This window comes from Agrobacterium sp. CG674 (genome assembly GCF_053521645.1).
Genome location: NZ_JBNWDZ010000008.1, coordinates 39,248 through 64,539, shown reverse-complemented (window position 1 = coordinate 64,539; position 25,292 = coordinate 39,248). Strand labels below are relative to the sequence as shown.

The window sequence follows — 25,292 nt, the reverse complement described above, 5'->3', positions numbered from 1 at the left end:
GGCACTTCCCACACCCCGGTTCCACAGATAGTATATAGCAACAGCTTTTTCGTACACGAATTATCCAATCGTGTATACAAGAATAACATTTGCGTATGAAGGAAGCAGTCTGATGTCAGAAAATACCGGCCGCTGGCTTCGCGATGAAATCGAAAATTCTATTCTTTCCAACGAGTTCAAGCCGGGCGAGCGGCTTGACGAGACCGTGCTGGCAACCCGTTTCGGTGTGTCGCGCACCCCTGTTCGTGAGGCGCTGATGCAGCTCGATGCCATCGGCCTGATCGAGATCAGGCCAAGGCGTGGTGCCATCGTGATCGATCCTGGCCCGCACCGCGTCTACGAAATGTTCGAGGTGATGGCCGAGCTTGAAGGTCTTGCCGGGTCGCTTGCCGCACGGCGGCTGGATGCAAGCTCGCGCGAAGCCATTACCGCGACCCATGAAAAGTGCAGGCAATCGGCCGCTGCCGGAGACAGCGACGCCTATTATTACGACAATGAAGAGTTTCACAAAGCAATCTACGCGGCGGGCCGAAGCGCCTTTCTGGAAGAGCAATGTCTGCAATTGCACCGCCGACTACGCCCACACCGCCGTCTCCAGCTTCGCGTTCGCAACCGGCTCTCAACATCCTTTGCGGAGCATTGCGCTGTCGTCGATGCGATCTTTGCCGGAGATGGAGATGAAGCGCGCAACCTGCTGAGACGCCATGTGGGCGTTCAGGGCGAGAGATTCAGTGATCTCGTCGCCAGCATGGCAGCCAGATAGGCCTTTCTATGCTGCCGCTCCACACTGTTTGCGAGACATGGGAACAAATGAGAGTAGGTCGTGTTGTCCTTCCAAGAAGGAGAGCCACCATGACAGAGAAGCCCGACCCCACAAGTGATGCCGCCCGCACGGGCGACAAGCCTGATGAAAACAGGAAAAAGCTGGTCGAAGAGGCGGAACAGGGAATCAAGGACGCGACCCGGGAACGACCTGGGAAAGGCGCCTAGCCACGCAGCATTTGCCAGTTGTTGGCACCCCTCATGACACAGATCAGGAAATTTGATGACCAACTATAGCGCGGATGATTCCGTTGTATCTGAAATTGCCACATTGCGCCTTGCTCTTCCAACGTGGATTGTAAGCACTGTCGAGTTGGTGGAGCTCTCCGAAAATGCAGAGCGTGCAGCCCGGACGGTGAACCCTGAGACTGGCGACAAGTCGCGCGAGCTGATCGTAGAAGTCGCGGAGTGGCAACAGAAACTCGTTGACTGGCAAAAACTCGATTTGAGCCCAAGGCTCAAGGCGGAGCTGCGGATCCTGAAAGCAACCCTCGATGCATCGATGGATGAGGCGAATTCCGCAGCGTCAAAACTCGGCCTGTCTTGAATTTTAGCTGAAATTTTAAATGCAGCTTCGCCCTCGCATCGAGTGAGGGCGAAGATGTGATCAGGCTCTTATCAGACGTGTTGTCCACCATTGATGTGGATTTCTGCCCCATTGATGTAGGACGAGGCCTCGGTGCAGAGAAAATAGATGGTCTCGGCCACCTCTCGCGGATCGCCCAATCGCAGCATCGGCACTTCAGCTGCCACCAGATCGTCCGTCCCTGGCGAAAGAATGGAGGTCGCGATCTCGCCCGGCGCGATGGCGTTGGCTCGCACACCTCGCCGACCGAATTCATGGGCCATTTCGCGTGTCAGCGATCCCAGTGCAGCCTTTGATGCAGCATAGGCCACGCCTGCGAAGGGCTGTACGCGTGTACCGGCAATCGAGGTCACGTTGACGATGGATCCCTTGGCGGCTTCAAGCTCAGGCATCAAGGCCCGCGCAATCAGCGCAGTGGATATGACATTGACATTGAGCACTTGCGTCCAGACATCAGCATCCGTGCCCATCACGCCAAGCCGGCTCTTTTCCGGTCCTTTGGGTGAAATTCCAGCGTTGTTGACCAGCGCATGAAGCCGCCCGTGTGGGAGGCGCTCTCGCACGGTTTCAGCCAGACGCTCAACCTGCGACAGATCGGAAAGATCGGCTTGAATATGGCTTTCGCGGGCAGATGGCCAGGCGCATTCCTCCGAAAACGCCTGCCGCGAGACAGTCAAAATGCGCCAACCTTTCGACTGGAAAAACTTGACGGTTGCGTGGCCAATCCCGCGACTTGCCCCGGTCAACAACATGTAGCGACGTTCTTCGCTCATTCGGACACGCTCCATTGATGTTGACTAGAAGGTAAGGAGCGGCGTGCCGAATTCAAGCCACCCCCGCACCTTCGATGTCGATCAAAGACCTGACGAGGCGCGGGCCGCCGCGACAGCATCCAGAGCGCGCTGAAGCGCGTCGAACATGTCGTCGATCTGCTCGGCTGTGATGATCAATGGGGGGCAGAAGCAAACTGCGTCACCCACGGCGCGGCAAATCACCCCTTCCTTTTCAAGCGCTGCTGCCACCGTCAGTGCCGCATCGCCAACCTTCCCCTCAGCGAAAGGTTTGATTTCCAGCGCGCCAAGCAAGCCCACGCCACGCGACGAATGGGCAAGAGGGTGTTCTGCCAACCCCGAAAGGCGCGACAGGAACTGCGGGGAAAGGCGGGCTGCATTGCCAACCAGATCGCGCTCCTGGATGATCCTCAGGTTCTCAAGTCCAACGGCTGTGGCAACAGGATGGCCCGATGCCGTGAAACCGTGACCGAACACGCCGATCCGCTCAGATTCATCGGCAATTGGCTGGTAGAAACTGTCATTCATCAGGATTGCCGAAAGCGGCATATAGGACGACGTAATCTGTTTGGACACAATGAGCACATCCGGCTCAATGCCATAGGTCTGGCACGCGAACATTTTGCCGGTTCGGCCGAAACCGCAGATGACTTCATCGACAACCAGCAGAATGTCGTATTTCTTCAGGATCTTCTGCACGCCTTCCCAATATCCGTCTGGTGGCACGAGCACGCCGCCCGCGCCCATCACGGGCTCTCCCCAGAAGGCCGCGACGGTTTCCGGGCCTTCCTTGAGAATGAGGTCTTCGAGATCCTTTAGCATGCGGGCTGTGAAATCCGCCTCGCTCTCACCGTCATGGCCAAAATGCACATAGGACGGGCAGGAGGTGTGGACCATCCGATCCAGCGGCAGGTCAAAGCTCTCGTGGTTGCGTAGCAATCCGGTGATAGAGGCAGACGCAATCGTTACCCCGTGGTAGCCCTTGATGCGACCGATGATCTTTTTCTTGTCCTTGTCGCCAAGCGCGTTGGCGCGGTACCAGACCATCTTGCAGGCAAGATCATTGGCTTCCGAACCGGATGATGTGAAATGCACTTTCGACATCGGCACCGGCGCCATCTGGATCAACGTCTCCGCAAGCTCGATGGACGGTCCATGGGTCTTGTAGGCAAAGGTATGGTAGTAGGGCAGCTTTTCCATCTGCGTCTTCGCTGCGTCTACGAGGCGCTGTTCGCCAAAGCCCACGGCAACAGACCAGAGGCCGGCAAGACCTTCAATGTAACGCTTGCCGTTATTGTCGAAAACATAGACGCCATCGCCGGATTCGATGACCAGCCCACCAGTTTTCTCGTACTTTCGCAGATTGACGTTCGGGTGCATCTGATAGGCGATATCGCGGCCTTCTATGGAGTTCGGTTTGATGGTCATGCTGCGTCCTTCGTCCAATTGCATTCGCACCCGGTCCAAGACTGGCCGGTGTATCCTCGTCACTTAAGCACGCACAGTCAGGTGCTGCTATCGTCATTGTGGTTTCGCCTGCAATTTCGTGCCAAATCTGCGGCGATTTTGAGAGAGGCGTATGTCCAGCCTCAACCCGGAAATTTCCGGCTGAGAAACCGCGATTGGGCCATGCCGAAGCGCCAGGGATGGTCGATGGCCTTGGATATGCCGATACGCGGGCCAGCCACTGTGACGGCGGGCGATGCAGCAGCGCTGACAAAAATTGCGTCGCCGGAAAGCGGCGCTCCATCCATCTCCTGCGTAATCCCGAGCGCCTGCGCAAGCTTTCCAGGCCCCGAGCAAAGTCTGGCCGGATCGCTCATGTTGCGGCGAACGGCCATGATGTCGAGACCATCGGTCGGTTCCAGCGCGCGGATCAGAACGGCTGACCCCGGCGTGCAGACTATATTGGCGCACCAGTGCAGCCCGTAGGAGCGATAGACATAGAGATGGCCAGGTTGGCCAAACATGGTGCGGGTTCGCGGCGTCGGTCCATTGAAGCTGTGAGACGCCGGATCATCCGTCCGATAGGCTTCCGTTTCAACGATAATGCCCGCGGTTGAATGAACATGAAATGTGCAGCCGATGAGCGCCTGCGCCACCAGCACAGCGTCTCTTGCGTAGAAGGATGGCGAAAGAGGGATCATCGGTCGCTTCCCATCAGCACGGCCTCACTATGTTGTGTAGTCATGATTAACGAAGCTGTAACGGAAATTCACGACTCTTTGTCCTCTGGGACGGTTGCCGCGATGCGGCCAACTTCTCTATGTACGGTATCGCTTACTGAGGCGGGCAAGGCGTTTTAATGACTAAATCGATGTTTTCGAGGTTCATACCTTCGAATTTACAAGCTGTTGCAAGAACGATGGCACGCGGCGCGGCTGTTGCCGGTCTGTGCGCGGCGCTGGCTGCCTGCACATCCATGGGTCTCGATAGCGCCGAGAAGGCTGCGCCGAAACTCTCCTCCAGGGTTGCTGCCTCCATGTCTGCGAAAGGCATGAAGCCCGAAAGCCCGGTTCTGGTGCGCATCTTCAAGCAGGAAAGTGAACTGGAAGTCTGGAAGGTCGACAAGACCGGCAGCTACGCTTTGTTCAAGACCTATCCCATGTGCCGCTGGTCTGGAAAGCTCGGTCCCAAGACCAAGAGCGGCGACCGTCAGGCGCCTGAAGGTTTTTACCACGTCTCAGCGGGAATGCTGAACCCGAACTCACAATATTTCGTCTCGTTCAATCTGGGCTATCCCAACAAGCTGGAATCCGCGCTGGGTTATACCGGCGAGGCGCTGATGGTGCATGGCGCCTGTTCGTCGTCGGGCTGCTACGCGATGACCGATCAGCAGGTGGGTGAAATCTACGCGATTGTCGACCGTGCGCTGAAAGGCGGACAAAGCCAGTTTCAGGTACAGGCCTTTCCGTTTCGCATGACGGCCCGCAACATGGCTACCTATAAGGACGACCCGAACTTTCCGTTCTGGAAGACGATGAAAGAAGGATACGACACGTTTGAGCTGACAAGACGTCAGCCAAAAGTGTCGGTCTGCGGACGTCGCTACGTGTTCAACGCCGAGTTTGACGGTGGTGAACCAAACGATCCGCTGGCCAGCTGCCCGCCCATGACCACCCAGCCGGACCCGGCAATCGCCGCAAAGCTGAGCGCCGAGCAGCAGAAGCTTGCGCTGGCGCTCAATGGGGTCAAGCCAAGCGCTGTCAGCGCCTATGTCGATGGCGGCATGCATCCCAGCTTCCGTGCGCTTTTGAAAAACAATGGCCCGAAAAGCATGGCAGCAAAAGTTTCCGGTACGAAATACCCCATCAGCCGCCCAGAAGCGGCACTTGCGGACCCTTTTGCGGGTGCAAGATAAAACCTTAAGGACAGAAATTGACGATGCAAGATACGACCCGCAGGTCTTTCCTCTTCGGCACGGGAGGTCTGGCTTTGACCGCGCTTGCCGGATGCACCACCACGCCGCGCGAGGTCGAAAGCAACGTGCAGCCTGTGGCCGACCCGTTCTATGCCGAGATCTACGGCGCCAAGCCTGATGAGCAGTTTCCTCTGCCCGCGATCCCTTACGAAAAAATCGACCGCCGCTTCTATCGCCAGATGGTCACCAACCCAACCGGTGAACGCCCCGGCGTGATCGTCGTCGATACGGCAAATCACTTCCTTTACCTCACCTATGAGGGCGGACAGGCAATGCGTTACGGCGTCGGTCTTGGTCGCGCCGGCTTCGAGTGGGCGGGAAGGGGTGTCATCCAGTACAAGCGTCAATGGCCGCGCTGGACACCGCCGGACGAAATGATTGGCCGCCAGCCGGAACTGGCTCCCTATAGCGCCGCTAATGGCGGCATGGCACCGGGGCTCAACAACCCGCTGGGCGCGCGTGCGCTTTACATTTTCAAGGATGGAGTGGATACGATCTATCGTCTGCATGGTTCACCGGAATGGTGGACCATCGGCAAATCCGTCTCGTCGGGCTGCGTACGGATGATGAACCAGGATATTATCGATCTCTATAACCGTGTGCCGGATGGAACGCCCATTGTCGTCATGTCGGGTGCGCCAGTTGGGCAGTCCGTCGCCTTGGCGCCGATGTTGGACACGATGTAAGGCACCATTATGTTCAGTGGGTGGAACTGTCTTCTTCCCACTGAACGCATATGGAAGCGCCGTTCGATGAGGCTGTGGCAGACTGTGTGAGGTTTGCCCGCAGGCTTTGCGTCATCGCGCCAATCAGACGCGTGCCAAGACCCGTGCCTTTGGGCGGGTTCTCGCCATTGATGCCGACGCCATCATCTTCCACAACCATGCTGATCGTGCCGCTATCGCGGGTCAGATGGATGCGTATTTCGCCCTCGCCGCCGGGATAGGCGTATTTCAATGCGTTGGTGGTCAGTTCGGTTACGATCACGCCCAAAGCAACGGCCTGATCGGGCGTTGCCGTGACGGTGTCCATCCGCGTGGATATGCGGATTTTCTCACTGTCGCGAGAGGATCTAGCCAGATCATTGATGATGGAGGAGAGATACGCATTGAGTTCGACCTCCCCGACATTGTCTGCTGTGTACAGGCTGCGGTGAACGCCGGCGATGGCTGAGATACGGCTTTGGGTTTCCAGAAGCGCTGTGCGCGCTTCCTCCGTCGCGACGGCATTAAGCTGCATGCGGATCATCGCAGATACGAGCGAGAGGCTGTTGGCGATGCGATGGTTCATCTCCTTGGCCATCAGCTCTGCGCGTTCCTTGGCCTGAACCAATTGCCGTTCGGCATCTTCCTTTTCGCGGCGCAACTGGAAATTTTCCAGCGCCTGCTCAATGGAATTGAGCAGAAGCGGAAAGAAATCATCCGCCACATTCTTGATGACGTAATCGGCGGCCCCCGCCTTCAAGGCATCGATGGCGACCTGTGCTTCGCTGGCACCGGTCACGTAGAGAATGGGAATGCGGCGCGATGCCTCGCCGATGGCGGCGAGAAACTGCAGCCCCGTGCCGTTCTGGAAATAGTGATCCAGAACAACGGCATCGAAAGACCCCGCCTCGAACTCCTCCAAGCCCGTGCTGACCGACGCTGCGTGAACCACAGTAATGTCATGACGACCGAGAACCCGCTGCGCGAGCTTTGCGAGCGTTGGGTCGTCATCAACATAGAGGATTCGCAGGGTCATTGGGCTTTCACGGGACCTGGATTACGGAAAAGAATAGGCCGAGATTTCTGATGGCGGTCGCGAAGCCCTCATAGTCCACCGGCTTGGTGATATAGACATTGGCGCCAAGATCATAGCATTTCTGAATCTCTGTCTCGTCGTCCGTGGTCGTCAATACCACAACCGGGAGACGCTTTGTGTATTCATTGCTCTTGATCTGTTCAAGGATCTTGATGCCGGACATATCCGGCAGGTTCAGGTCGAGCAGAATGAGAAGATAGCGGTCCTTGCTGACCAGCCCATCGCGCTCCGGCCCCAGAATGAAATCCAGCGCCTTATGGCCGAGCGTGAAGGGAACGATTTCGTTGTGGACGCCTGCGCGCCGCACATTCTTTTCGATGAGGCGTGCGTGGCCTTCATCGTCTTCGACCATAACAATTGTCACTTCCTGGCCTGTTGCTTTCATATGTCGCTTCCTCGCGTGATTTTTCTAAGGTCTGTCGGCAATGTCAGGTGGAACGTGCTGCCCTTGCCAAGCTCGGACACAACCGTAATGTCTCCGCCTAAATTTCTGATGAGCGAGCGCACATGGGCAAGGCCGATGCCTTCGCCCTGCTGGTCCTGCTCTCCGGCGCGGCGGAAGAGCTCGAAAATGCGCTCGTAATCGTCGTCGGCAATACCGCGACCATTGTCGCTCACATCAACGCGCACAATACCCCGGCCTTGCGGCAGAATGCGGGCGCTCAGCTCAAGCGGGCGTCCGGGCATCTGGTATTTTACGGCGTTATCGAAGAGGTTGCCGAGGATCTGATCCAGAGAAATACGGTCGCTGATGACAGTGAAACTATGCACGTCCACGTCGATCTTGCCGTCAACGGCGGTCACCTGATGCTGCACGCTTGCCGCTGCCGATGTCAGGATTTCCTTAAGGTCGACCTTCTCAGCCTGAAGCTTGCGGCGTCCATCGCGGGAGATTTTCAGGATGGCGTTGATCAACTGGTCCATCTTGCGCGTGGACGAGCGAATGAAGCCCATGGCTTCAGGCAGGTCTTCCTGCACAGCAAGTCGTGCGTCCTGCACTTCCCGCTCCGATAGCGGCTTTCCATCCGCAAGAACAAATGCCTGAACCGGCTTCAGCGATGCATCAAACTCCGAAAGGAAGCCCATGATGTTGACCAGCGGTGCGCGCAGATCATGGGTCACGATATAGGCGAAACGCTGGATTTCCTGATTGGCTCGAATGAGGTCACGGGTTCGCTCATCCACGCGCTCTTCCAGTCCGCGGTTCAGTTCATCCACCTCTTCGCGGGAGCGCATAAGCTCGCGGATATATTTCATGATCAGTGCCAGCGCGCCGCCCAGCACGCCCAGAATGGCAATGGCCCCGCCAATCGTTACCCAGCGAAGGTTCTCTGCCGCCGATAGTTGGTCGGCCACGATGACGCGAAGCCGATCGTCCGTCATCTGCTGGAAGTGGTTGAGCGTGTCGCGGATGGCGCGCATATAGGCAAGGCCGGTATCGCTGCGCACAAGCTCGATGGCCTCAGGCATCCGATCATTTCTGACCAGCTCGATGCCGCGCCCGATTTCGGCCAGCTTGGCGTCGAGGTTGGATTGCAGTGGCTCAAGTTCGGGCTTGTATTCTGGCCGGTCGCCGACGCGTTCAACAAGCAGGGCACGCTTGTTGGCCAGCGTCGCCAATGCGTCCTGATAGGGCACGAGATAGCGCTCGTCACTCGTCAAAAGAAAACCACGCTGTCCGGTTTCTGCATCCTGTACGGTGGTCAGGACGTCGAGAATGGAGGCGCGCAGTCGCCGCAGTTCAGCGGTTTCCTGGGAATATTTGTTGTTTGCCTGGACCAGCCAGAGCGATGTCGCAACCATCCCCACGAGCAGGACAACGCCCACCCCAAGCATGATAAGCGTTCGTTGAATGAACGCAGATAATTTAGCCACCGCAAGCCCCGTATTTTTTTAGATATCGCGTAAATAGTCCAGCGGCGGTTGCTTATGCAAGGCATTGCTACAGCAATGGTTAAGTTGTTCACTTTTATCGAACATGCCGCATGGCATTCGCGGTCACTGCCTGTGGTTTAAACGCAAAAACCCACCCGCTGCGGCGGGTGGGTTCAATTTTTGTCGGCAATTGTGGTTTAGAGGCTGCGGCCGATATCGAGAAACTTCTGGCGGCGTTCAGCGCGCAGCTGCGTGCCTGCCAGCGGAACCAGATCGCGCAGTGCCGCGTCGATGGTTTTGCCGGTTGCTGCGATAACCTTGGCCGGATCACGGTGGGCACCGCCCATCGGTTCGGGAATGATGCCATCAATCACGCCCAACGACCGCAGATCCTCTGAGGTGATGCGCATATTGGTGGCCGCTTCCTTGGCGCGTGTGGAGTCGCGCCACAGAATGGAGGCCGCACCTTCGGGCGAAATCACCGAATAGATCGCGTGTTCCAGCATGTAGACGCGGTTGCCGGTGGCGATAGCGATGGCTCCGCCAGATCCGCCTTCGCCAATGACAACAGAGATGATTGGAACCTTGGCGTTGAGGCACATTTCCGTTGAACGCGCGATGGCTTCCGCCTGTCCGCGCTCTTCGGCACCAACGCCTGGATAGGCGCCTGCAGTGTCGATCAAGGTTACGACGGGAAGACCGAAACGGTCGGCCAGCTCAAGCACGCGGATCGCCTTGCGGTATCCTTCGGGACGCGGGCTGCCGAAATTGTGTTTCAGGCGCGATTTGGTGTCGCTGCCCTTTTCCTGGCCAATGATGGCGACTGCCTGTCCGTTGAAACGGCCGAGACCTGCCTGGATCGCGGCGTCCTCGGCAAATTTGCGGTCGCCAGCCAGCGGCGTAAAATCAGTGAACAGCGCCTTGGCGTAGTCAACGAAGTGGGGCCGCTGGGGATGACGCGCAACCTGCGTCTTCTGCCAGGCGTTCAGTTTGGAGTAGATATCCTGCATCGCGTCCTGAACGCGCGATTCAAGACGGGAAATCTCCTCCGACGTATCTATACTCTCGTCTTCGGCAGCGAGTTTTTTCAACTCGAGAATTTTGCCTTCGAGGTCCGAGATAGGTTTTTCGAAGTCGAGGTAGCTGTGCATGAGATCCGATTCCGATCGTTTTGCGCAAGGTTGTACCGGATTATTCCGGCGGTTTTGGACGCTCTATTCAAGGTTTTTGGCCTGTTTGGCAAGAGGGTGGTGCGTTTGTACCAGCTCTTGCAGCCTTTCTTCCAGCACATGGGTATAGATTTGTGTCGTGGAAATGTCCGAATGGCCAAGCAGTTCCTGCACGGCGCGCAGGTCTGCACCATTTTGGAGCAGGTGGCTGGCAAAAGCGTGCCGTATCACGTGCGGGGATATGGTGGATGGTGACAGCCCGGCGCGAATGGCGATATCTTTTAAGTCGCGGGCAAACACCTGACGTGGCAGATGCCCCTCCTTGCCGTTGGACGGAAATAGCCACGTGCTTTCAGGCTGGCCTTCCTTTTGGGGTGCCAGGGCTTTTCTTGCCTGTTCGTATCTGTCCATTGCCGCCATGGCCGCGCGCGACAACAGCACCATCCGGTCCTTGTTGCCCTTCCCCCGGATCATCAGGAAGCGGCCTTCATGGCGCAAAACCTTGGCCGGAAGGGAAACCAGCTCGCTCACCCGCATGCCGGTCGCATAGAGAAGCTCCAGCAGCAGATGCATGCGAATGCGCGCAAGCTGGCCAGGACCTTCCGTTTCTGCTTCTTGGGAGGCTTGGGCTAAAAGCGCGGTAACATTGGCAACGCTCATGGTTTTTGGCAGGGAGCGACCCTTGCGCGGCGCATCCAGTATGCCCGTCGGGTCATCGCCGCGTAGACCTTCCGAATAGAGAAACTTGTAAAACTGCCGCATGGAGGACAGGCGCCTGGCCTGCGAGGAGGCGGCAAAGCCCTGTGCCGAAAGATGGGTGAGATAGGCAGATAGATCTGATGACGCCGCCTCGCTGAACACCACTTTGCGCTCTGTCAGAAAGTCTGCGAGGTCGTTCAGATCGCGCTCATAGGATGTCAGCGTGTTGGTGGCCGATCCCCGTTCGGCGCTCATCATTTCCAGGAAACTTTCCAGCCGCGCATTGTCCTGAGCCTTCATTGAAGCAGCCTTCGTCCTCAAGGGGTGGGCGGGTTCAGCCGCTCGGATGGAATTCTGACCGTAATTTCCCGTTCCCGCGGCTCCACCAGCATGACGAGCGACAGCATGCTGCCATAGATGATGCCAGCGATGGCGGCCAGAACTAAGATGAAGCGAAAAAGGGTTGGCATGCACACTCCGGTCAGTCTTTGGCTTCATATCAGGCGCAGTTGCGGCAAAGGCAAGGTCCGCACCTCGCATTTGCCATGGCTCGTCGACGCGATTCTCGTTCTATAAGGCGCAATTAGGCTTGACGCTTGGTAAACATTTGCAGATACCGATCCCAAACGGACCATCATTCATGAGCGAACCCAATACAAGTTTTCATCCTGCTACGGGTGAGAAATCGATCGGTGAAAGAGCGCGGGCTGCGCTTGGAAAGCGGAACCTTGTTTTCGTGGGCTTGATGGGTGCGGGCAAGTCCGCCATTGGCAGGCTGGTCGCCCAACAGCTCAGGATACCATTCATCGACACCGACGTTGAAATCGAGCGCGTATCGCGCATGACGATTTCCGAACTGTTTACCGCTTACGGCGAAGACGAGTTCCGGGCGCTCGAAAAGCGGGTCATCAAGCGGCTGTTGCGGGGCGGGCCGAAGGTGGTTTCCACCGGTGGTGGCGCGTTCATCAATGAGGGCACCCGCAGGCACATCAAGCGCGGCAGCATATCCATGTGGCTGAAAGCCGATCTCGACGTGCTGTGGGATCGCGTCAGCAAACGCGAACACCGCCCTTTGCTGAAGACCGAGAACCCGAAGGCCACATTGCAGGCTCTGATGGAGCGCCGCTACCCGATTTATGAAGAAGCCGACATAACGATCGAGTCACGCGATGTCCGCAAGGAAATCATCGTGCACGAAGTGCTGGAAGCAATCGTCGGTGCAGAGCAGAAAGCCTGATCCATGACATCTCACGAAATGCCAGCCGATGAACGCCTCGTGCATGTGCCGCTCCCGGACCGTGCCTATGATATTCTGATCGGGCCTGGCCTCGTCAGCCGTGCAGGGGGCGAGATTTCGTCGCGCCTGAAAGGAAAGCGCGCCGCCATCATCACCGACGAGCATGTTGCGCCGCTCTATCTCGAGGCTTTGATGGATGGTCTTCAGACGGATGGCATCGAGGCTGTCTCCCTGACGCTGCCGGCCGGTGAGAAGACCAAGAGCTTCGAACATCTGATGACCGTTTGCGATACCGTGCTTGCGGCGCGGATTGAGCGAAACGATGCGGTGATTGCGCTGGGTGGCGGCGTCATCGGCGATCTCGCGGGCTTTGCCGCAGGCATTGTTCGTCGTGGCGTTCGCTTCGTGCAGATCCCGACATCGCTTTTGGCGCAGGTCGATTCGTCTGTTGGCGGCAAGACCGGCATCAATTCTCGCCACGGCAAGAACCTTGTTGGCGTGTTTCATCAGCCGGATCTGGTTCTGGCGGATACGGCGGTACTCGATACGTTGAGCCCGCGCGAATTTCGCGCCGGTTATGCGGAAGTCGTCAAATACGGCCTGATCGACAAGCCGGAGTTTTTCGGCTGGCTGGAGAAGAACTGGACCGACATCCTTGCGGGTGGTCCGGCTCGTATCGAGGCCATTGCCGTCAGTTGTCAGGCGAAATCGGATGTGGTGGTTGCCGACGAGAAGGAAAATGGCGTTCGTGCCCTGCTCAATCTGGGCCACACCTTCGGCCACGCGCTCGAAAGTGCGACCGAATACGATAGCCGTCGTCTGGTTCACGGCGAAGGCGTCGCCATCGGCATGGTGCTCGCGCACCAGTTCTCCGCCCGGCTTAATCTGGCAAGCCCCGATGATGCCGCCCGTGTCGAAGCGCACCTGAAGGCCGTCGGCCTTCCGACGACCATGAAGGACATTCCCGGCGCTTTGCCACCGGTTGAAACGCTGCTGACGGCGATTGCCCAGGACAAGAAGGTCAAGGGCGGTAAGCTCACCTTCATCCTCACCCACGGCATCGGCCAGTCCTTCGTGGCAGATGATGTGGCGGCTTCAGAGGTGCAGTCGTTCCTCAGCGAAAAGCATCCGGGCTGATCTCAGAACCGGGTCTTTTCGCCCGGGGCTGCGATCTCAAGCGCAAGCGCGTGCAGACCAGCATCCAGTTCTGGCTTCAGCAGAGCGTTGACGGCGCGGTGGCGGTCAACACGGGACTTGCCCGCGAAGCTTTCTGACACCATCTGAACACGCATATGCGTTTCGTCTGCTCCGGTCATGTCGGGCTGATGTCCCGCATGCATATGACTTTCATCAACGACGTTGAGTCGCTCAGGCGCGAACGCTTCTTTGAGCTTGTTTTCTATGCTGTCGCGCAAGGTCATGTGTGGCGTCTCCAATGGGTCGTGCCTCTAAAAGGGGGTTATCTAAAGACCCGTAACATTCTGCTTTGTCAATTCTTGTTGTGCGCGATTTCGCGCACCATAATCAGGCTACCATGAAACTGGATTCGAAATACTTCGACCGCATTCGCACACGCCGCAGAAAGGACCGGGAGCCTGAGATTCAGACCCCGACCTGTCAGTGGGATGGGTGCGAAAAGCCGGGCGCTCACCGTGCTCCCGTCGGCCGCCATGCCGAAGGGCAATTCTTCATGTTCTGTTTTGAGCACGTGAAGGATTACAACAAGGGTTATAATTATTTTTCCGGCCTGTCGGACGCCGAAATCGCGCGATATCAGAAAGAGGCGATCACCGGGCACCGCCCCACCTGGACGGTTGGCGTCAACAAGAGCGCTGCTGAAAGTGCGCTGCATTCGACGCTTCGATCGGGTTCAGCCAGTGCGACCAATGCGCGCATCCGCGATCCCTTCGGCTTTGCATCCGGGCAGGGGCGCACCGGTGGCCCCCGTTACCAGCAGAGCCGCAAGCTCAAGACCCTGGAACAAAAAGCCTTCGATACGCTTGGGCTTTCTGTGAATGCCAATCAGGACGAAATAAAACGGAGCTATAAGGACCTTGTCAAAAAGCACCATCCTGATGCTAATGGTGGTGATCGCGGTTCGGAGGAGCGTTTTCGTGCTGTAATTCAAGCCTACCAATTGTTAAAGCAAGCAGGTTTCTGCTAAGCCCTTTCCTGTGAGCGCCTGATAGATATTGTGGCCGGGTGGCTGCTACCCGCCTTGGAGTCGTTATGAGCAAAATTGACCTTGATATTACAAACCTGCCGGATACCACAGTCTCTGTGAGAGACGTTTTCGGTATCGACACGGATCTGCGCGTGCCTGCCTATTCGAAGGGTGACGCCTATGTGCCGGATCTTGATCCGGACTACCTGTTCGACCGTGATACCACGCTCGCCATTCTGGCCGGTTTTGCTCACAACCGACGCGTGATGGTCTCGGGCTTTCACGGCACGGGTAAGTCAACCCATATCGAGCAGGTTGCGGCCCGTCTGAACTGGCCTTGCGTGCGCGTCAATCTCGATAGCCATGTCAGCCGTATCGACCTCGTCGGCAAGGATGCCATCGTTCTGAAGGACGGCAAGCAGGTCACAGAATTCAAGGACGGCATTTTGCCCTGGGCCTACCAGCACAATGTGGCGCTGGTATTCGACGAATATGATGCCGGTCGCCCGGACGTGATGTTCGTTATTCAGCGTGTGCTGGAATCATCAGGTCGCCTGACGCTGCTCGACCAGAGCCGTGTTATCCGTCCTCACCCTGCCTTCCGCATTTTTGCAACCGCCAACACGGTTGGTCTCGGCGATACGACCGGCCTCTACCACGGTACGCAGCAAATCAACCAGGCACAGATGGACCGCTGGTCTGTCGTGACAACGCTGAACTATCTGCCGCATGAGCAGGAAGTTGCCATCGTTGTTGCCAAGGTGAAGAGCCTTGATAACGCCAAGGGCCGTGAAACCGCCTCCAAGATGGTGCGCGTTGCCGATCTGACCCGTTCTGCCTTTGTCAATGGCGATCTCTCCACCGTCATGAGCCCGCGCACGGTCATCACCTGGGCAGAAAATGCCGATATTTTCGGTGATGTCGCCTTCGCGTTCCGCGTTACCTTCCTCAACAAGTGCGATGAGCTGGAGCGGACGCTGGTTGCTGAACATTATCAGCGCGCATTTGGCGTCGAGTTGAAGGAAAGCGCTGCGAACATCGTTCTCAGCGCCTGATTTTCCCCGGCATTTCCGGAGAATGTCACCAGTGAGTTGAAGACGCCAGCCCTTCCGCCATCCGGCGGAGGGTGAGCGTTCAGGATCGACAGGAAAGACCCATGGCAGGCCGCGGCGACAATGTGAGACCCAAATCCGGGACGGTGATCGATGCAGAACCGCTGCGTCAGGCCATTACCGGATGTGTGCGCTCGATTGCGGGTGACTCGGAAGTCGAAGTGGTCTTTGCCAATGAACGCCCCGGTCTTGCCGGCGAGCGCATGCGCCTGCCGGAAATCTCCAAGAAGCCAACCGTTCAGGAAATCGCCATTACCCGTGGCCTTGGCGATTCCATGGCGTTGCGTCTGGCCTGCCACGATAGCGATATCCACGCCACCATGTCGCCGCAGGGGCCGGATGCCCGGTTGATTTTCGATGCGGTAGAACAGGCGCGTGTTGAATCCATCGGCGCCATGCGTATGGCTGGGATGGCATCCAACATCAGCGCGATGAATGCCGAGAAATACGCCAAGGCGAATTTCGTCAATATCAGAACCCAGGAAGAGGCACCGCTGGCCGAAGCCATCGCCATGATGGTTCGTGAAAAGCTGACAGGCGAGAAGCCTCCGCAAAGTGCAGGCCAGGTGCTGGATCTCTGGCGGCCTTTCATTGAAGACAAGGCCTCTGCCGATCTTCAGGATCTGTCCAAGGTTGTCGAAGACCAGAAGGCCTTTTCGAAACTCATCCGCAAGATGCTGACCTCCATGCAGATGGCGGAGGATTTTGGCGACGAGGACGACCAGCCCGAAAGCCAGGAAACCGAGAGCGAAGAAGACCAGCCCGCCAGCAACGAGACGCAGGAAGAGCAGGTCGAGGAAGAAGCCGGTTCTGATGCCGCCCCTGCCGAAGAGAGTGAAGCCTCTCAGGAGCAGATGGAAGACGGCGAGATGGATGGCGCCGAGATGTCGGAGGACGAAATGTCCGACGATCTTGATGAGGATTCGGAAACTCCAGGGGAAACCCGCCGTCCCAACAGCCCATTTGATGACTTCAACGAGAAGGTCGATTACCGCATCTTCACCCAGGGATTCGACGAAGAAATTTCCGCCGAAGAACTTTGCGATGAAGCCGAGCTCGACCGTCTGCGGGCGTTCCTCGACAAGCAGCTCGCGCATTTGCAGGGTGCCGTCGGGCGCTTGGCCAACCGTTTGCAACGCCGCCTGATGGCGCAGCAGAACCGGTCCTGGGACTTCGATCTGGAAGAGGGGTATCTCGATCCGGCGCGTCTGGTGCGTCTGGTGATCGACCCCATGCAGCCGCTGTCCTTCAAGAAGGAGCGCGACACTAAGTTCCGCGACACGGTTGTCTCGCTGGTCATCGATAATTCCGGTTCCATGCGTGGCCGCCCCATCACGGTGGCTGCCACCTGCGCCGATATTCTGGCGCGCACGTTGGAACGTTCGGGCGTCAAGGTCGAAATTCTCGGCTTTACGACGAAAGCCTGGAAGGGCGGTCAATCGCGTGAGCAGTGGCTGGCCAATGGCAAGCCGCCATCTCCCGGTCGCCTCAACGATCTGCGCCACATTGTCTACAAGTCCGCAGACGCGCCATGGCGCCGTTCGCGCCGCAATCTCGGCCTTATGATGCGTGAAGGCCTGCTCAAGGAGAATATCGACGGCGAAGCGCTGATGTGGGCACATAACCGCCTCATCAACCGTCCTGAACAGCGCAAGATCATGATGATGATCTCGGACGGCGCGCCGGTGGATGATTCGACGCTTTCGGTCAATCCGGGCAACTATCTGGAGCGGCACCTGCGCGCAGTTATCGAGCAGATCGAGACGCGGTCGTCGGTGGAGCTGCTTGCCATCGGTATCGGCCATGACGTGACGCGCTACTATCGCCGCGCCGTTACCATTGTGGACGCGGACGAATTGGCAGGCGCGATGACCGAGCAACTTGCCGCATTGTTTGAAGATACGAGCGCAGCCCCCCGCCGCTCCGGCAGGATGCGCCGTGCCAGCTAGGTCGGCGTTCGCCTTAGCCTCTACATGGTCTGTTAGATTTCTTTGTCGAGCAATGGTCGCCACCATTGCGTCGGCTGCTGCCCTTTGCCCTTCGGGCTTAGCCGCCGCCACGGTCGATGTATCAGTGACATCGCGTTCGATTGATGTGTTCAAGGTCGGCTCGACCGAGACGCGGTTCGGCAGGCTGGAATTTGTGGGTGGGCTTGTCATGCGCTCGCCCGAACCCCTGTTCGGGGCCATTTCAAGCATTCGCTTCCTGCCGGATGGAACGAACTTTCTCGCTGTGCTGGATACGGGGCATTGGATGAGTGGCGCGATCGAGCGCGGGGCATCCGGCCTTCTTTCAGGCCTGTCAAACGTTCATATAGACCCGATGCTGGACCGAAATGGGCGCGAAGCCAAGCGCAAGGTGGATATGGATGCCGAAGGGCTCGCCCTTCGCGCCGGCAAGGCCTTCGTCAGCTTCGAACAGCAGCCCCGCATCGATATCTACCCCTATGAGGGCAGGGCGACGGCGAAGCCGATTGGACGCTTGCCGCATCTTATTCCGGACGGGGAATTCCGCAGCAATGCGGGCATGGAAACGCTTGCCCTGTCTCCAACCGATGGTCCGCTGAAGGGGGCAATGGTGACCATTGCCGAAACCAGCGTCGATAGCAGAGGTCATCTCCTCGCTGCTGTTCTGGAAGGGCCACGCAAGGGGCTTTTCACCGTTGCAAAGCACAGTGCGTTTTCCGTGACAGACGGTGCTTTCCTGCCCAATGGCGATCTTCTGCTCCTGGAACGCATGTTCGATCTGGCGCTCGGCGTCGGCATGCGCATCCGCCTTATTGAAGCCGATGCGATCAAGCCCGGTGCTGTCGTGGATGGTGAGGTTCTGATCCAGGCGGATTTGTCCGACCAGATCGACAATATCGAAGGCATCGATGTCATCAAGGCGGCGGATGGATCGACGCGCCTGATCCTCGTGTCGGATAATAACCACTCCTTCCTGCAGCGAAACATCATGCTGGAATTCAAACTGGCGGATTGAGCCGTGGCGCGCGGTCGCAGCCGCGCCTTCAGTGCTGCGACCAGATTACAGTAATTTAATCTCCCATCATCTTCCATTTTCAGTGTTTGGCGCGTTAAGTGTGTCAAGAAACAATGACGGTCGCGCCATCGGCTGTCTGTTCATGTATGATTGCAATCGTCGCCTGTTATTATCGCAGCGCGCGAGGCGTGTGAGCTATGAATATACTTCTACTACGGAATTTAATGACGGAATGGGAAATTTACATTTCCTATGCTGCTTTAATATTTCCTGTCTTTCCTGAATTCAGCTGATCTATAACCAGAGTAACCTCTCCAGAGGACTTCTGCATGAAGTATATTTCAACGCTCGTGGTGGTCGCAGCCATTTCGATCCTCCTCTTCGTTTACCGTAGTGACTTTGCAGCCTACCTTCCGGCCTGGGCGGTCGAAGCTTCCTCAGCATCCGATGGCATCCGCGCATCAGCAGACGTGCCATCCAGGCATGGTGAAAGACACGGGTCGTCGCAGCCAGGGGCGCGCATTGTGGCGGTAAAGGTTGCCGTCGTCACGTCAGGGGCTTTGCCGGTTGAGCGGGAAACCATCGGCACCATAGTGCCCGTGGCCTCGACCGCCTTGACCAGCCCGATCTCCGGCATTGTGGCAAATGTGCTGGCCAAGGATGGCGCGGAGGTGAAGGCTGGCGATCTCCTGGTTCAGCTGGATGACCGGACGATCAAAGCCAATATTCAGCGTGATGAGGCGCAGCTTGCCAAGGATCAGGCAACGCTGGATGCCGCCAACGCCACCCTCAGCCGCACCGAGACATTGGCTAGAACCGGCGTAGATACGCAGCAGCAGGTGAGCGATGCCAGCGCCACGGCCCGCCAGGCCGCCGCCACATTGCTGGTCGATCAGGCCAACCTTGCCGCCGACCATGTCACGCTGTCGCAAACGCAAATCCGCGCTCCCTTTGATGGCAGGCTGGGGGCCGTGCTTCTGTCCGTAGGCGCTTATGTCGCGCCGGGTGCCAATGTTGTGCAACTGACACAGATGAAACCTGTCTATGCCGAATTCATGCTGCCGGAACCGGACCTCGCGTTGATCCGCGCCACCATGGCCACCAAAAGCCTGTCCGCCACGGTCTCTCCCACCCAGGCAGACGCGAAAAACCAGAGTGCAACCGGACCCATCGTCTTCATCGATAACAATGTCGATGCAGCCTCTGGCACCTTCAAACTGCGAATGCTGCTGGAGAACAACGCCGAAAACTTCTGGCCGGGACAGTCGCTGAAAGTGGCAGTCACCGCTGGCAAGGCCGATAATCTGGCGATTGTGCCTGTTGTGGCGCTCCAGCCGTTGGCAGGCGGATATGTTTGCTATGTCGTGCGGGCCGACAATACGGTCGAACAACGCAAGGTAACCGTAGCACTCAGCAATGGTGATAGCGCTGGCATGTCTGCAGGGCTTGCCGAGGGTGAAAAGGTTGTCGTCGAAGGACAGGCCAGCTTGACCAATGGAAGCCAGGTTATGGTCAAGCAGACGGATGGTGACACAGGCACAGGCACCGAAACCCGGATATCCCAAAACGGTGTCGCGCCATGAATATTTCCGAAATTTTCATCCGTCGTCCCGTTGCGACAATCCTTTTGATGATCGGCGTGGTGCTTGCCGGTTTCTCCGCCTATCGTAACCTGCCCGTCGCCGCGCTGCCGCAGGCGGATTTCCCCACCATCAATGTCTCCGCCCAGCTGGCCGGTGCCGCACCGGATACGATGGCAAGTTCGGTGGCGACGCCGCTCATCAAGCAGTTTCAAACGATAGCCGGGATCGATACGATCACCGCAAGCTCGTCGCTCGGCAATACTCAGATCACCATCCAGTTCAATCTGTCTCGCAATATCGATGCCGCCGCAGCCGATGTTCAGGCCGCGATTGCGCGAACGCAGCGGCAACTGCCTGATAATATGACGTCGCCGCCCAGCTATCGGAAAGTGAACCCGGCCGATGCCGCCGTCATCATTCTGGCGCTGACCAGCGATGGTGCCGAGTTGACGAAGATGGACGACCTTGCCGAGAACGTGATTTCCCCGGCTCTTTCCACTATTTCAGGCGTGGCGCAGGCGCAGATTTTCGGTGCGAAGACCTATGCGGTGCGGGTGGAGGTCGATCCTGCCAAACTCGCAAGCCGAGGCCTTTCGCTGGACGGCCTTTCCAACACCCTTGCAGCCGCGAACGACCAATCGCCCATCGGCACCCTACAGAATTCCTCGCAGGCACTGACGCTCGATGCCTCCACCCAGCGCACGGATGCGGCTTCGTTCCGTACGCTTATCATTGCCAATCCGGACAATCGTATTGTGCGGCTTCAGGATGTGGCAACGGTGAAGGACAGCGTGGAGGTCGTCAATCAGGGAAGCTGGCTAGATGGTACGCCGGCTATCGTTCTGTCGGTCCAGCGCCAACCCGGCGCAAACACGGTGGCGGTGGTGGATGCTATCAAGGCCAAGCTTCCCGAGTTGCAGGCAAGCCTGCCCGCCAATATGCATATCAACGTTGTCAATGACGCATCGGTCTCGATCCGTGCTGCCGTCGATGATGTCGAGACAACACTGATGGTCACGCTCGGCCTCGTCATTCTGGTCATCTATCTGTTTTTGCGTCAGGTCTGGGCCACGCTCATTCCCGGCCTTGCCGTGCCCCTGTCACTGGTTGCCACCCTCGGTGCCATGTATGCGCTGGGTTTTTCCATCGACAACATATCTCTCCTTGGCCTCACGCTGTCGGTTGGTCTGGTGGTGGATGATGCCATCGTGATGCTGGAAAACATCGTCCGCAAGGTCGAGGAGGGCATGCCTCCGTTTCAGGCGGCCATCGAAGGCAGCCGCGAGGTGACGGGCACCATCATCTCCATGTCGATTTCGCTGGTTGCCGTGTTCCTGCCGATCCTCCTTATGGGCGGCATCGTCGGACGTGTCCTGAACGAGTTCGGCGTGGTCGTTACCCTGGCGATCATGGCATCGGCTATCGTGTCCCTGACGGTCACCCCCATGCTGGCTTCGCGTCTGCCGCACCATGCACCACCTGAGAACCCAAAGAAGACCCTGTTTGACCGGGCAACGGAGTCCTATGGCCGTTCGGTCGGCTGGTGCCTTGTTCACAGGCCCGTGGTCATCATCCTGTTCCTGCTCACGCTGGTCGGTTCGGGCTGGATGTTTTCAAGCCTTGCCCGCAGCTTTTTCCCAACTGAGGATCTGGGCTTGCTGACGGTGTCTACGCAGGCGCGGCAGGATATTTCCTATAAGGCCATGAGCGGCCTTCAGGCCCAAGCCGCGGGTATTTTGTCTGCCGATCCGGCTGTTGCCCACGTCACCTCTACGCTCGGCTCAGGTCCGGGGGGCTCGGCGCTCAACTCCGGCACGCTGCTGGTTCAGCTCAAACCAGCCGACCAGCGCCCGGAACTTCAGGCGACGCTCGGGAGCTTAAGACATTCTCTGGCGGGCATTGCAGGCCTCAAGACCTTTATCACGCCGCAACAGAGCCTGCGCTTTGGCGGGCGCAGCACCCAGAGCCTCTATCAGGTGGTGCTGCAATCCATTGATGCCAACGCGGCGCGCCAATGGTCGCAAACGCTGGCCGATGCCATGCGGGCAGAGAGCGGCACCTTTGTGGATGTCGCCTCGGATTTGCAGGATAATGCCCTGCAGGCCCATGTCGAGGTTGATAAGGACCGCGCAAACAGCCTGGGCGTTTCCTCACAGTCCCTGCGCAAGACGCTGGAAGCAGCCTTTGGCAGCTATGTTGCGACGCAAATCCAGACGACGGGCAACAGCTACGATGTCATTCTGGAATATGATCAGTCTGTTGACTGGACAGAGCAGTCGCTGCGTTCCTTGCGGGTTGCTTCGTCATCTGGGACGCTGGTGCCGCTATCGAGTTTTGCCACGATCAGCCGCAAACCGGGGCCTGTTACGGTCAACCAAACGGGACAGCTCACATCGGTCACACTCTCCTTCAACCTGCCCGCTGGCGTTTCTTTGGGGCAGGCCACGCAGCAGCTTGATGCGCTGAAGCAAAAGATCGCGCTTCCATCGACGGTCACGACCAATCTTGCCGGTGCCGCACAAATCTTCAAGCAGACGAGTGACAGCACCGGTCTCCTCATCGGTGCTGCAATCCTCACCATCTACATCGTGCTGGGCGTGTTCTATGAAAGCTTCCTGCATCCGCTGACAATCCTCTCCGGTCTGCCATCTGCCGCCTTTGGTGCGTTGCTGACGCTGAAACTCTTTGGTTTCGACCTGTCGATTATCGCCCTTATCGGCCTTCTGATGCTGATCGGCATCGTCAAGAAGAACGCCATCATGATGATCGACGTCGCGCTGACCCTGCAGCGGGAGGAGAAAATGCCAACGCTTGAGGCGATCCATGAGGCGGCGGTTCGTCGCCTGCGTCCGATCATGATGACCACATTCTGCGCGTTGTTCGGGGCGCTTCCGATTGCTCTTGGAACAGGTGCCAGCTCGGAGCTGCGCCAGCCGCTGGGTATTGCCGTGGTGGGCGGGCTGATTGTCAGCCAGATCCTGACATTGTTCATGACGCCCGTGATCTTCGTGGAGATCGAGCGGTTTTCAGACTTTCTGAAGTCGCTCTTCAGGAAAAACCGGCATCACCCGGAAATGGAGCCGACCGGAGCTTGAGACCATGTTGTGCTGGCGACTGGCCCGGATCAATCCGGGCCAGTTGGGTCGAAAAGTTTTAGAGACGTTTTCCGTCTGCATCAAACAGATGGAAACGAGCTGCATCGGCCGTGATGGCCATTGTGTCGCCAATCTCGATGGCCGAGCGACCGGCAACACGAAAGACGATCGGGTTCCCGTCCGACATCTCCGCGTGAACATAGCTTTCCGCCCCTACAAGCTCCACGGCTGCAACAGTCACCGGGATGTTGAACGGGCTGGCGGATGATGCCTCTGCAATGGTGAGGTCTTCAGGGCGGATGCCGATTGTCGCGGCACCGGCGGGAATGCTGCCATTCTCAGGTGCTTTCCAGACCTTTCCATCAAGGGGCAAGAGGTTCATGGAAGGAGAGCCGATGAAGGTGGCGACAAAGGATGTCGCCGGCTTCTCGTAAAGCTCGATGGGCGTTCCAACCTGCTCGATGCGCCCGGCATTTAGCACCACAAGGCGGTCAGCCAGCGTCATCGCCTCCATCTGGTCATGGGTGACGTAGATGCTGGTGGTTGCCAGAGAGCGTTGCAAGCGCCGGATTTCCACCCGCATCTGCACTCGCAGCTTCGCATCCAGATTGGACAGCGGCTCATCGAACAGAAACACGGATGGTTTGCGCACGATGGCGCGGCCCATGGCGACGCGCTGGCGCTGGCCGCCGGACAATTGTCTGGGCTTGCGTTCCAGATATTGCTCGATTTCGAGCGCGCGGGCGGCATCATTGATGCGCCTGTCGATCTCGTCCTTCGGTGTGTTGCGGTTCTTCAGCCCATAGGCCAGATTCTGCCGCACGGTCATATGCGGATAGAGCGCATAATTCTGGAACACCATGGCGATATCGCGTTCCGCCGGTTCCAGATCGTTGACGCGCTTGCCGCCAATATCGACATCGCCGGAACTGATGCTTTCAAGCCCGGCCACCATGCGCAGCAGGGTGGATTTGCCGCAGCCGGAAGGGCCGACCAGCACGATCATCTCGCCGTCTTGAATGCTCAGCGATACGCCTTTGATCGCCTCGACATTGCCGCCATAGACCTTGCGAACGTCCTTGAGTTCGATTGTTGCCATTATTTTTCAGTCTCCACCAAGCCTTTGACAAACCAGCGCTGCATCAGCACCACGACGATAACCGGAGGGATGATGGCGAGAATTGCCGTCACCATCACATAATTCCAGGGGGTCGAGGCGTCGGTAAAATCCACCATGCGGCGCAGGCCGATAATGATCGTGTTCATTTCCGCGCGATCCGTCACCAGAAGCGGCCACAGATACTGTGTCCAGCCGTAGATGAAGAGGATCACGAACAGGGCCGCTATGTTCGTTGTTGAAAGCGGCAGCAGAATATCGCGCATGAAGCGGAAGGGTCCTGCATTGTCGATACGGGCTGCTTCCACCATTTCGCCGGGAATGGTCAGGAAGAATTGCCTGAAGAGGAATGTCGCCGTGGCCGATGCCATGAGCGGCAGGGTCAATCCCGCATAGGTGTTCAACAGGCCAAGATCGACGATCACCTTATAGGTCGGCAGAATGCGCACCTCCACCGGCAGCATCAGGGTGATGAAGATCATCCAGAAAAAGCCCATGCGGAAGGGAAAGCGGAAGAAGACGATGGCGAAAGCCGACAGGAACGAAATGATAATCTTGCCGATGGCAATGGCCAGCGCAACCACGAAACTGTTGAACAGCAGCCGTTCAAGGCTGACACCAACCACCCGCTCGACACCACCGGAAATGGCTTCCCCGTAATTTTCCGCAAGGTGCCCTGATGGCAGAAGCGAAAGCGGCGGTCGCAGGATGTCAGTGGATGTCGCTGATGATGCGATGAAGGTGTAATAGATCGGAAAGGCAACGATCACGATGCCGAGGACCAGCATCAGATGCGCCATGAGAGTTGCGATGGGACGGTTCTGGATCATTTATGTTTT

Annotated in this window: 25 protein-coding genes; 13 read left to right on the top strand and 12 right to left on the bottom strand. The window is 57.8% G+C overall.

Features of this window, described 5'->3' with window-relative positions; translation table 11 throughout:
• Positions 1-112 precede the first annotated feature (112 nt).
• From ACQZ51_RS19395 to ACQZ51_RS19385, 3 genes are all read left to right on the top strand, one after another.
• Complete coding sequence (locus ACQZ51_RS19395) at positions 113-763, top strand: GntR family transcriptional regulator (RefSeq protein ID WP_448779727.1); 651 nt, start codon at positions 113-115, stop codon at positions 761-763.
• 89 nt (positions 764-852) lie between these two features.
• Positions 853-990, top strand: a complete 138-nt coding sequence (locus tag ACQZ51_RS19390; protein WP_448779725.1) for a hypothetical protein — start codon at positions 853-855, stop codon at positions 988-990.
• Between the two features lie 55 nt (positions 991-1,045).
• On the top strand, positions 1,046-1,369 hold the full coding sequence (locus tag ACQZ51_RS19385) for a hypothetical protein (protein ID WP_448779723.1): 324 nt from the start codon (positions 1,046-1,048) through the stop codon (positions 1,367-1,369).
• Positions 1,370-1,440: 71 nt separating this feature from the next.
• On the opposite strand, the gene ACQZ51_RS19380 is transcribed toward ACQZ51_RS19385, so the two are convergent.
• The 3 genes from ACQZ51_RS19380 to ACQZ51_RS19370 form a co-directional block, all read right to left on the bottom strand.
• Entirely contained in the window at positions 1,441-2,181 is a 741-nt protein-coding gene (locus tag ACQZ51_RS19380) for an SDR family NAD(P)-dependent oxidoreductase (protein ID WP_448779721.1), read from the bottom strand.
• Between the two features lie 81 nt (positions 2,182-2,262).
• Positions 2,263-3,627, bottom strand: coding sequence for an aspartate aminotransferase family protein (locus ACQZ51_RS19375; protein WP_448779719.1), 1,365 nt, complete (start codon positions 3,625-3,627; stop codon positions 2,263-2,265).
• 161 nt (positions 3,628-3,788) lie between these two features.
• Positions 3,789-4,346, bottom strand: coding sequence for a DNA-3-methyladenine glycosylase (locus ACQZ51_RS19370; protein WP_448779718.1), 558 nt, complete (start codon positions 4,344-4,346; stop codon positions 3,789-3,791).
• Between the two features lie 218 nt (positions 4,347-4,564).
• Here ACQZ51_RS19370 and ACQZ51_RS19365 point away from each other — a divergent pair, with 218 nt between their 5' ends.
• Together ACQZ51_RS19365 and ACQZ51_RS19360 are read left to right on the top strand one after the other, a co-directional pair.
• Entirely contained in the window at positions 4,565-5,560 is a 996-nt protein-coding gene (locus ACQZ51_RS19365) for a L,D-transpeptidase family protein (protein WP_448779717.1), read from the top strand.
• 23 nt (positions 5,561-5,583) lie between these two features.
• A complete protein-coding gene (locus ACQZ51_RS19360; RefSeq protein WP_448779859.1) occupies positions 5,584-6,306 on the top strand; it encodes a L,D-transpeptidase in 723 nt (240 codons plus the stop codon).
• Between the two features lie 13 nt (positions 6,307-6,319).
• Here the strand turns inward: ACQZ51_RS19360 and ACQZ51_RS19355 are convergent, their stop codons facing one another.
• From ACQZ51_RS19355 to ACQZ51_RS19330, 6 genes are all read right to left on the bottom strand, one after another.
• Complete coding sequence (locus ACQZ51_RS19355) at positions 6,320-7,360, bottom strand: sensor histidine kinase (protein ID WP_448779715.1); 1,041 nt, start codon at positions 7,358-7,360, stop codon at positions 6,320-6,322.
• A 7-nt stretch (positions 7,361-7,367) separates the two neighbouring features.
• A complete protein-coding gene (locus ACQZ51_RS19350) occupies positions 7,368-7,805 on the bottom strand; it encodes a response regulator (protein ID WP_042616860.1) in 438 nt (145 codons plus the stop codon).
• Complete coding sequence (locus ACQZ51_RS19345) at positions 7,802-9,256, bottom strand: sensor histidine kinase (RefSeq protein WP_448779857.1); 1,455 nt, start codon at positions 9,254-9,256, stop codon at positions 7,802-7,804. Before ACQZ51_RS19345 ends, ACQZ51_RS19350 begins: the two co-directional genes overlap by 4 nt.
• Positions 9,257-9,492: 236 nt before the next feature.
• A complete protein-coding gene (locus ACQZ51_RS19340; RefSeq protein ID WP_042616862.1) occupies positions 9,493-10,446 on the bottom strand; it encodes an acetyl-CoA carboxylase carboxyltransferase subunit alpha in 954 nt (317 codons plus the stop codon).
• Positions 10,447-10,509: 63 nt separating this feature from the next.
• Complete coding sequence (xerD, locus tag ACQZ51_RS19335) at positions 10,510-11,463, bottom strand: site-specific tyrosine recombinase XerD (protein WP_448779712.1); 954 nt, start codon at positions 11,461-11,463, stop codon at positions 10,510-10,512.
• A 17-nt stretch (positions 11,464-11,480) separates the two neighbouring features.
• Positions 11,481-11,633, bottom strand: a complete 153-nt coding sequence (locus ACQZ51_RS19330) for a hypothetical protein (protein WP_448779710.1) — start codon at positions 11,631-11,633, stop codon at positions 11,481-11,483.
• Between the two features lie 170 nt (positions 11,634-11,803).
• Here ACQZ51_RS19330 and ACQZ51_RS19325 point away from each other — a divergent pair, with 170 nt between their 5' ends.
• Both ACQZ51_RS19325 and aroB read left to right on the top strand, forming a co-directional pair.
• Positions 11,804-12,400 carry a shikimate kinase gene (locus ACQZ51_RS19325; RefSeq protein ID WP_448779708.1) on the top strand — a complete coding sequence of 199 codons (597 nt, stop codon included), beginning with the start codon at positions 11,804-11,806 and terminating at the stop codon, positions 12,398-12,400.
• Positions 12,401-12,403: 3 nt separating this feature from the next.
• On the top strand, positions 12,404-13,537 hold the full coding sequence (gene aroB / locus ACQZ51_RS19320) for a 3-dehydroquinate synthase (protein ID WP_311273036.1): 1,134 nt from the start codon (positions 12,404-12,406) through the stop codon (positions 13,535-13,537).
• A gap of 2 nt (positions 13,538-13,539) precedes the next feature.
• Here aroB and ACQZ51_RS19315 read toward each other — a convergent pair whose 3' ends face one another.
• Positions 13,540-13,821 carry a BolA family protein gene (locus ACQZ51_RS19315; protein ID WP_448779706.1) on the bottom strand — a complete coding sequence of 94 codons (282 nt, stop codon included), beginning with the start codon at positions 13,819-13,821 and terminating at the stop codon, positions 13,540-13,542.
• 113 nt (positions 13,822-13,934) lie between these two features.
• Between ACQZ51_RS19315 and ACQZ51_RS19310 the strand changes: the two genes are divergently transcribed.
• The 6 genes from ACQZ51_RS19310 (at position 13,935) to ACQZ51_RS19285 (ending at position 23,336) form a co-directional block, all read left to right on the top strand.
• A complete protein-coding gene (locus ACQZ51_RS19310; protein ID WP_042616867.1) occupies positions 13,935-14,564 on the top strand; it encodes a J domain-containing protein in 630 nt (209 codons plus the stop codon).
• Between the two features lie 65 nt (positions 14,565-14,629).
• Positions 14,630-15,619, top strand: a complete 990-nt coding sequence (gene cobS / locus ACQZ51_RS19305; protein ID WP_042616868.1) for a cobaltochelatase subunit CobS — start codon at positions 14,630-14,632, stop codon at positions 15,617-15,619.
• Positions 15,620-15,720: 101 nt separating this feature from the next.
• Positions 15,721-17,625, top strand: coding sequence for a cobaltochelatase subunit CobT (gene cobT / locus ACQZ51_RS19300; protein WP_448779703.1), 1,905 nt, complete (start codon positions 15,721-15,723; stop codon positions 17,623-17,625).
• A gap of 52 nt (positions 17,626-17,677) precedes the next feature.
• Positions 17,678-18,658: an esterase-like activity of phytase family protein gene (locus ACQZ51_RS19295; protein WP_448779701.1), complete on the top strand. Its 981-nt coding sequence runs from the start codon at positions 17,678-17,680 to the stop codon at positions 18,656-18,658.
• Between the two features lie 329 nt (positions 18,659-18,987).
• Positions 18,988-20,241, top strand: a complete 1,254-nt coding sequence (locus tag ACQZ51_RS19290; protein ID WP_448779699.1) for an efflux RND transporter periplasmic adaptor subunit — start codon at positions 18,988-18,990, stop codon at positions 20,239-20,241.
• Entirely contained in the window at positions 20,238-23,336 is a 3,099-nt protein-coding gene (locus ACQZ51_RS19285) for an efflux RND transporter permease subunit (protein ID WP_448779697.1), read from the top strand. Before ACQZ51_RS19290 ends, ACQZ51_RS19285 begins: the two co-directional genes overlap by 4 nt.
• 58 nt (positions 23,337-23,394) lie before the next feature.
• Here the strand turns inward: ACQZ51_RS19285 and ACQZ51_RS19280 are convergent, their stop codons facing one another.
• Both ACQZ51_RS19280 and ugpE read right to left on the bottom strand, forming a co-directional pair.
• Positions 23,395-24,435, bottom strand: coding sequence for a sn-glycerol-3-phosphate import ATP-binding protein UgpC (locus ACQZ51_RS19280; protein WP_448779695.1), 1,041 nt, complete (start codon positions 24,433-24,435; stop codon positions 23,395-23,397).
• Complete coding sequence (gene ugpE, locus ACQZ51_RS19275) at positions 24,435-25,283, bottom strand: sn-glycerol-3-phosphate ABC transporter permease UgpE (protein WP_243257806.1); 849 nt, start codon at positions 25,281-25,283, stop codon at positions 24,435-24,437. The genes ACQZ51_RS19280 and ugpE overlap by 1 nt, the downstream gene beginning before the upstream one ends.
• Positions 25,284-25,292 lie beyond the last annotated feature (9 nt).

Excerpts from the sequence above, each read along its gene's own strand:
- ACQZ51_RS19380 (WP_448779721.1), bottom strand. The coding sequence starts at position 2,181 with ATGAGCGAAGAACGTCGCTACATGTTGTTGACCGGGGCAAGTCGCGGG.
- ACQZ51_RS19285 (WP_448779697.1), top strand. The coding sequence starts at position 20,238 with ATGAATATTTCCGAAATTTTCATCCGTCGTCCCGTTGCGACAATCCTT.
- ACQZ51_RS19360 (WP_448779859.1), top strand. The coding sequence starts at position 5,584 with ATGCAAGATACGACCCGCAGGTCTTTCCTCTTCGGCACGGGAGGTCTG.
- ACQZ51_RS19330 (WP_448779710.1), bottom strand. The coding sequence starts at position 11,633 with ATGCCAACCCTTTTTCGCTTCATCTTAGTTCTGGCCGCCATCGCTGGC.
- cobS (WP_042616868.1), top strand. The coding sequence starts at position 14,630 with ATGAGCAAAATTGACCTTGATATTACAAACCTGCCGGATACCACAGTC.
- ACQZ51_RS19375 (WP_448779719.1), bottom strand. The coding sequence starts at position 3,627 with ATGACCATCAAACCGAACTCCATAGAAGGCCGCGATATCGCCTATCAG.
- ACQZ51_RS19390 (WP_448779725.1), top strand. The coding sequence starts at position 853 with ATGACAGAGAAGCCCGACCCCACAAGTGATGCCGCCCGCACGGGCGAC.
- ACQZ51_RS19295 (WP_448779701.1), top strand. The coding sequence starts at position 17,678 with ATGGTCGCCACCATTGCGTCGGCTGCTGCCCTTTGCCCTTCGGGCTTA.
- ACQZ51_RS19350 (WP_042616860.1), bottom strand. The coding sequence starts at position 7,805 with ATGAAAGCAACAGGCCAGGAAGTGACAATTGTTATGGTCGAAGACGAT.
- ACQZ51_RS19365 (WP_448779717.1), top strand. The coding sequence starts at position 4,565 with ATGGCACGCGGCGCGGCTGTTGCCGGTCTGTGCGCGGCGCTGGCTGCC.
- ACQZ51_RS19310 (WP_042616867.1), top strand. The coding sequence starts at position 13,935 with ATGAAACTGGATTCGAAATACTTCGACCGCATTCGCACACGCCGCAGA.
- ACQZ51_RS19325 (WP_448779708.1), top strand. The coding sequence starts at position 11,804 with ATGAGCGAACCCAATACAAGTTTTCATCCTGCTACGGGTGAGAAATCG.
- ACQZ51_RS19385 (WP_448779723.1), top strand. The coding sequence starts at position 1,046 with ATGACCAACTATAGCGCGGATGATTCCGTTGTATCTGAAATTGCCACA.
- ACQZ51_RS19395 (WP_448779727.1), top strand. The coding sequence starts at position 113 with ATGTCAGAAAATACCGGCCGCTGGCTTCGCGATGAAATCGAAAATTCT.
- ACQZ51_RS19340 (WP_042616862.1), bottom strand. The coding sequence starts at position 10,446 with ATGCACAGCTACCTCGACTTCGAAAAACCTATCTCGGACCTCGAAGGC.
- ACQZ51_RS19315 (WP_448779706.1), bottom strand. The coding sequence starts at position 13,821 with ATGACCTTGCGCGACAGCATAGAAAACAAGCTCAAAGAAGCGTTCGCG.
- ACQZ51_RS19355 (WP_448779715.1), bottom strand. The coding sequence starts at position 7,360 with ATGACCCTGCGAATCCTCTATGTTGATGACGACCCAACGCTCGCAAAG.
- ugpE (WP_243257806.1), bottom strand. The coding sequence starts at position 25,283 with ATGATCCAGAACCGTCCCATCGCAACTCTCATGGCGCATCTGATGCTG.
- cobT (WP_448779703.1), top strand. The coding sequence starts at position 15,721 with ATGGCAGGCCGCGGCGACAATGTGAGACCCAAATCCGGGACGGTGATC.
- ACQZ51_RS19290 (WP_448779699.1), top strand. The coding sequence starts at position 18,988 with ATGAAGTATATTTCAACGCTCGTGGTGGTCGCAGCCATTTCGATCCTC.
- xerD (WP_448779712.1), bottom strand. The coding sequence starts at position 11,463 with ATGAAGGCTCAGGACAATGCGCGGCTGGAAAGTTTCCTGGAAATGATG.
- ACQZ51_RS19370 (WP_448779718.1), bottom strand. The coding sequence starts at position 4,346 with ATGATCCCTCTTTCGCCATCCTTCTACGCAAGAGACGCTGTGCTGGTG.
- ACQZ51_RS19280 (WP_448779695.1), bottom strand. The coding sequence starts at position 24,435 with ATGGCAACAATCGAACTCAAGGACGTTCGCAAGGTCTATGGCGGCAAT.
- aroB (WP_311273036.1), top strand. The coding sequence starts at position 12,404 with ATGACATCTCACGAAATGCCAGCCGATGAACGCCTCGTGCATGTGCCG.
- ACQZ51_RS19345 (WP_448779857.1), bottom strand. The coding sequence starts at position 9,256 with ATGCTTGGGGTGGGCGTTGTCCTGCTCGTGGGGATGGTTGCGACATCG.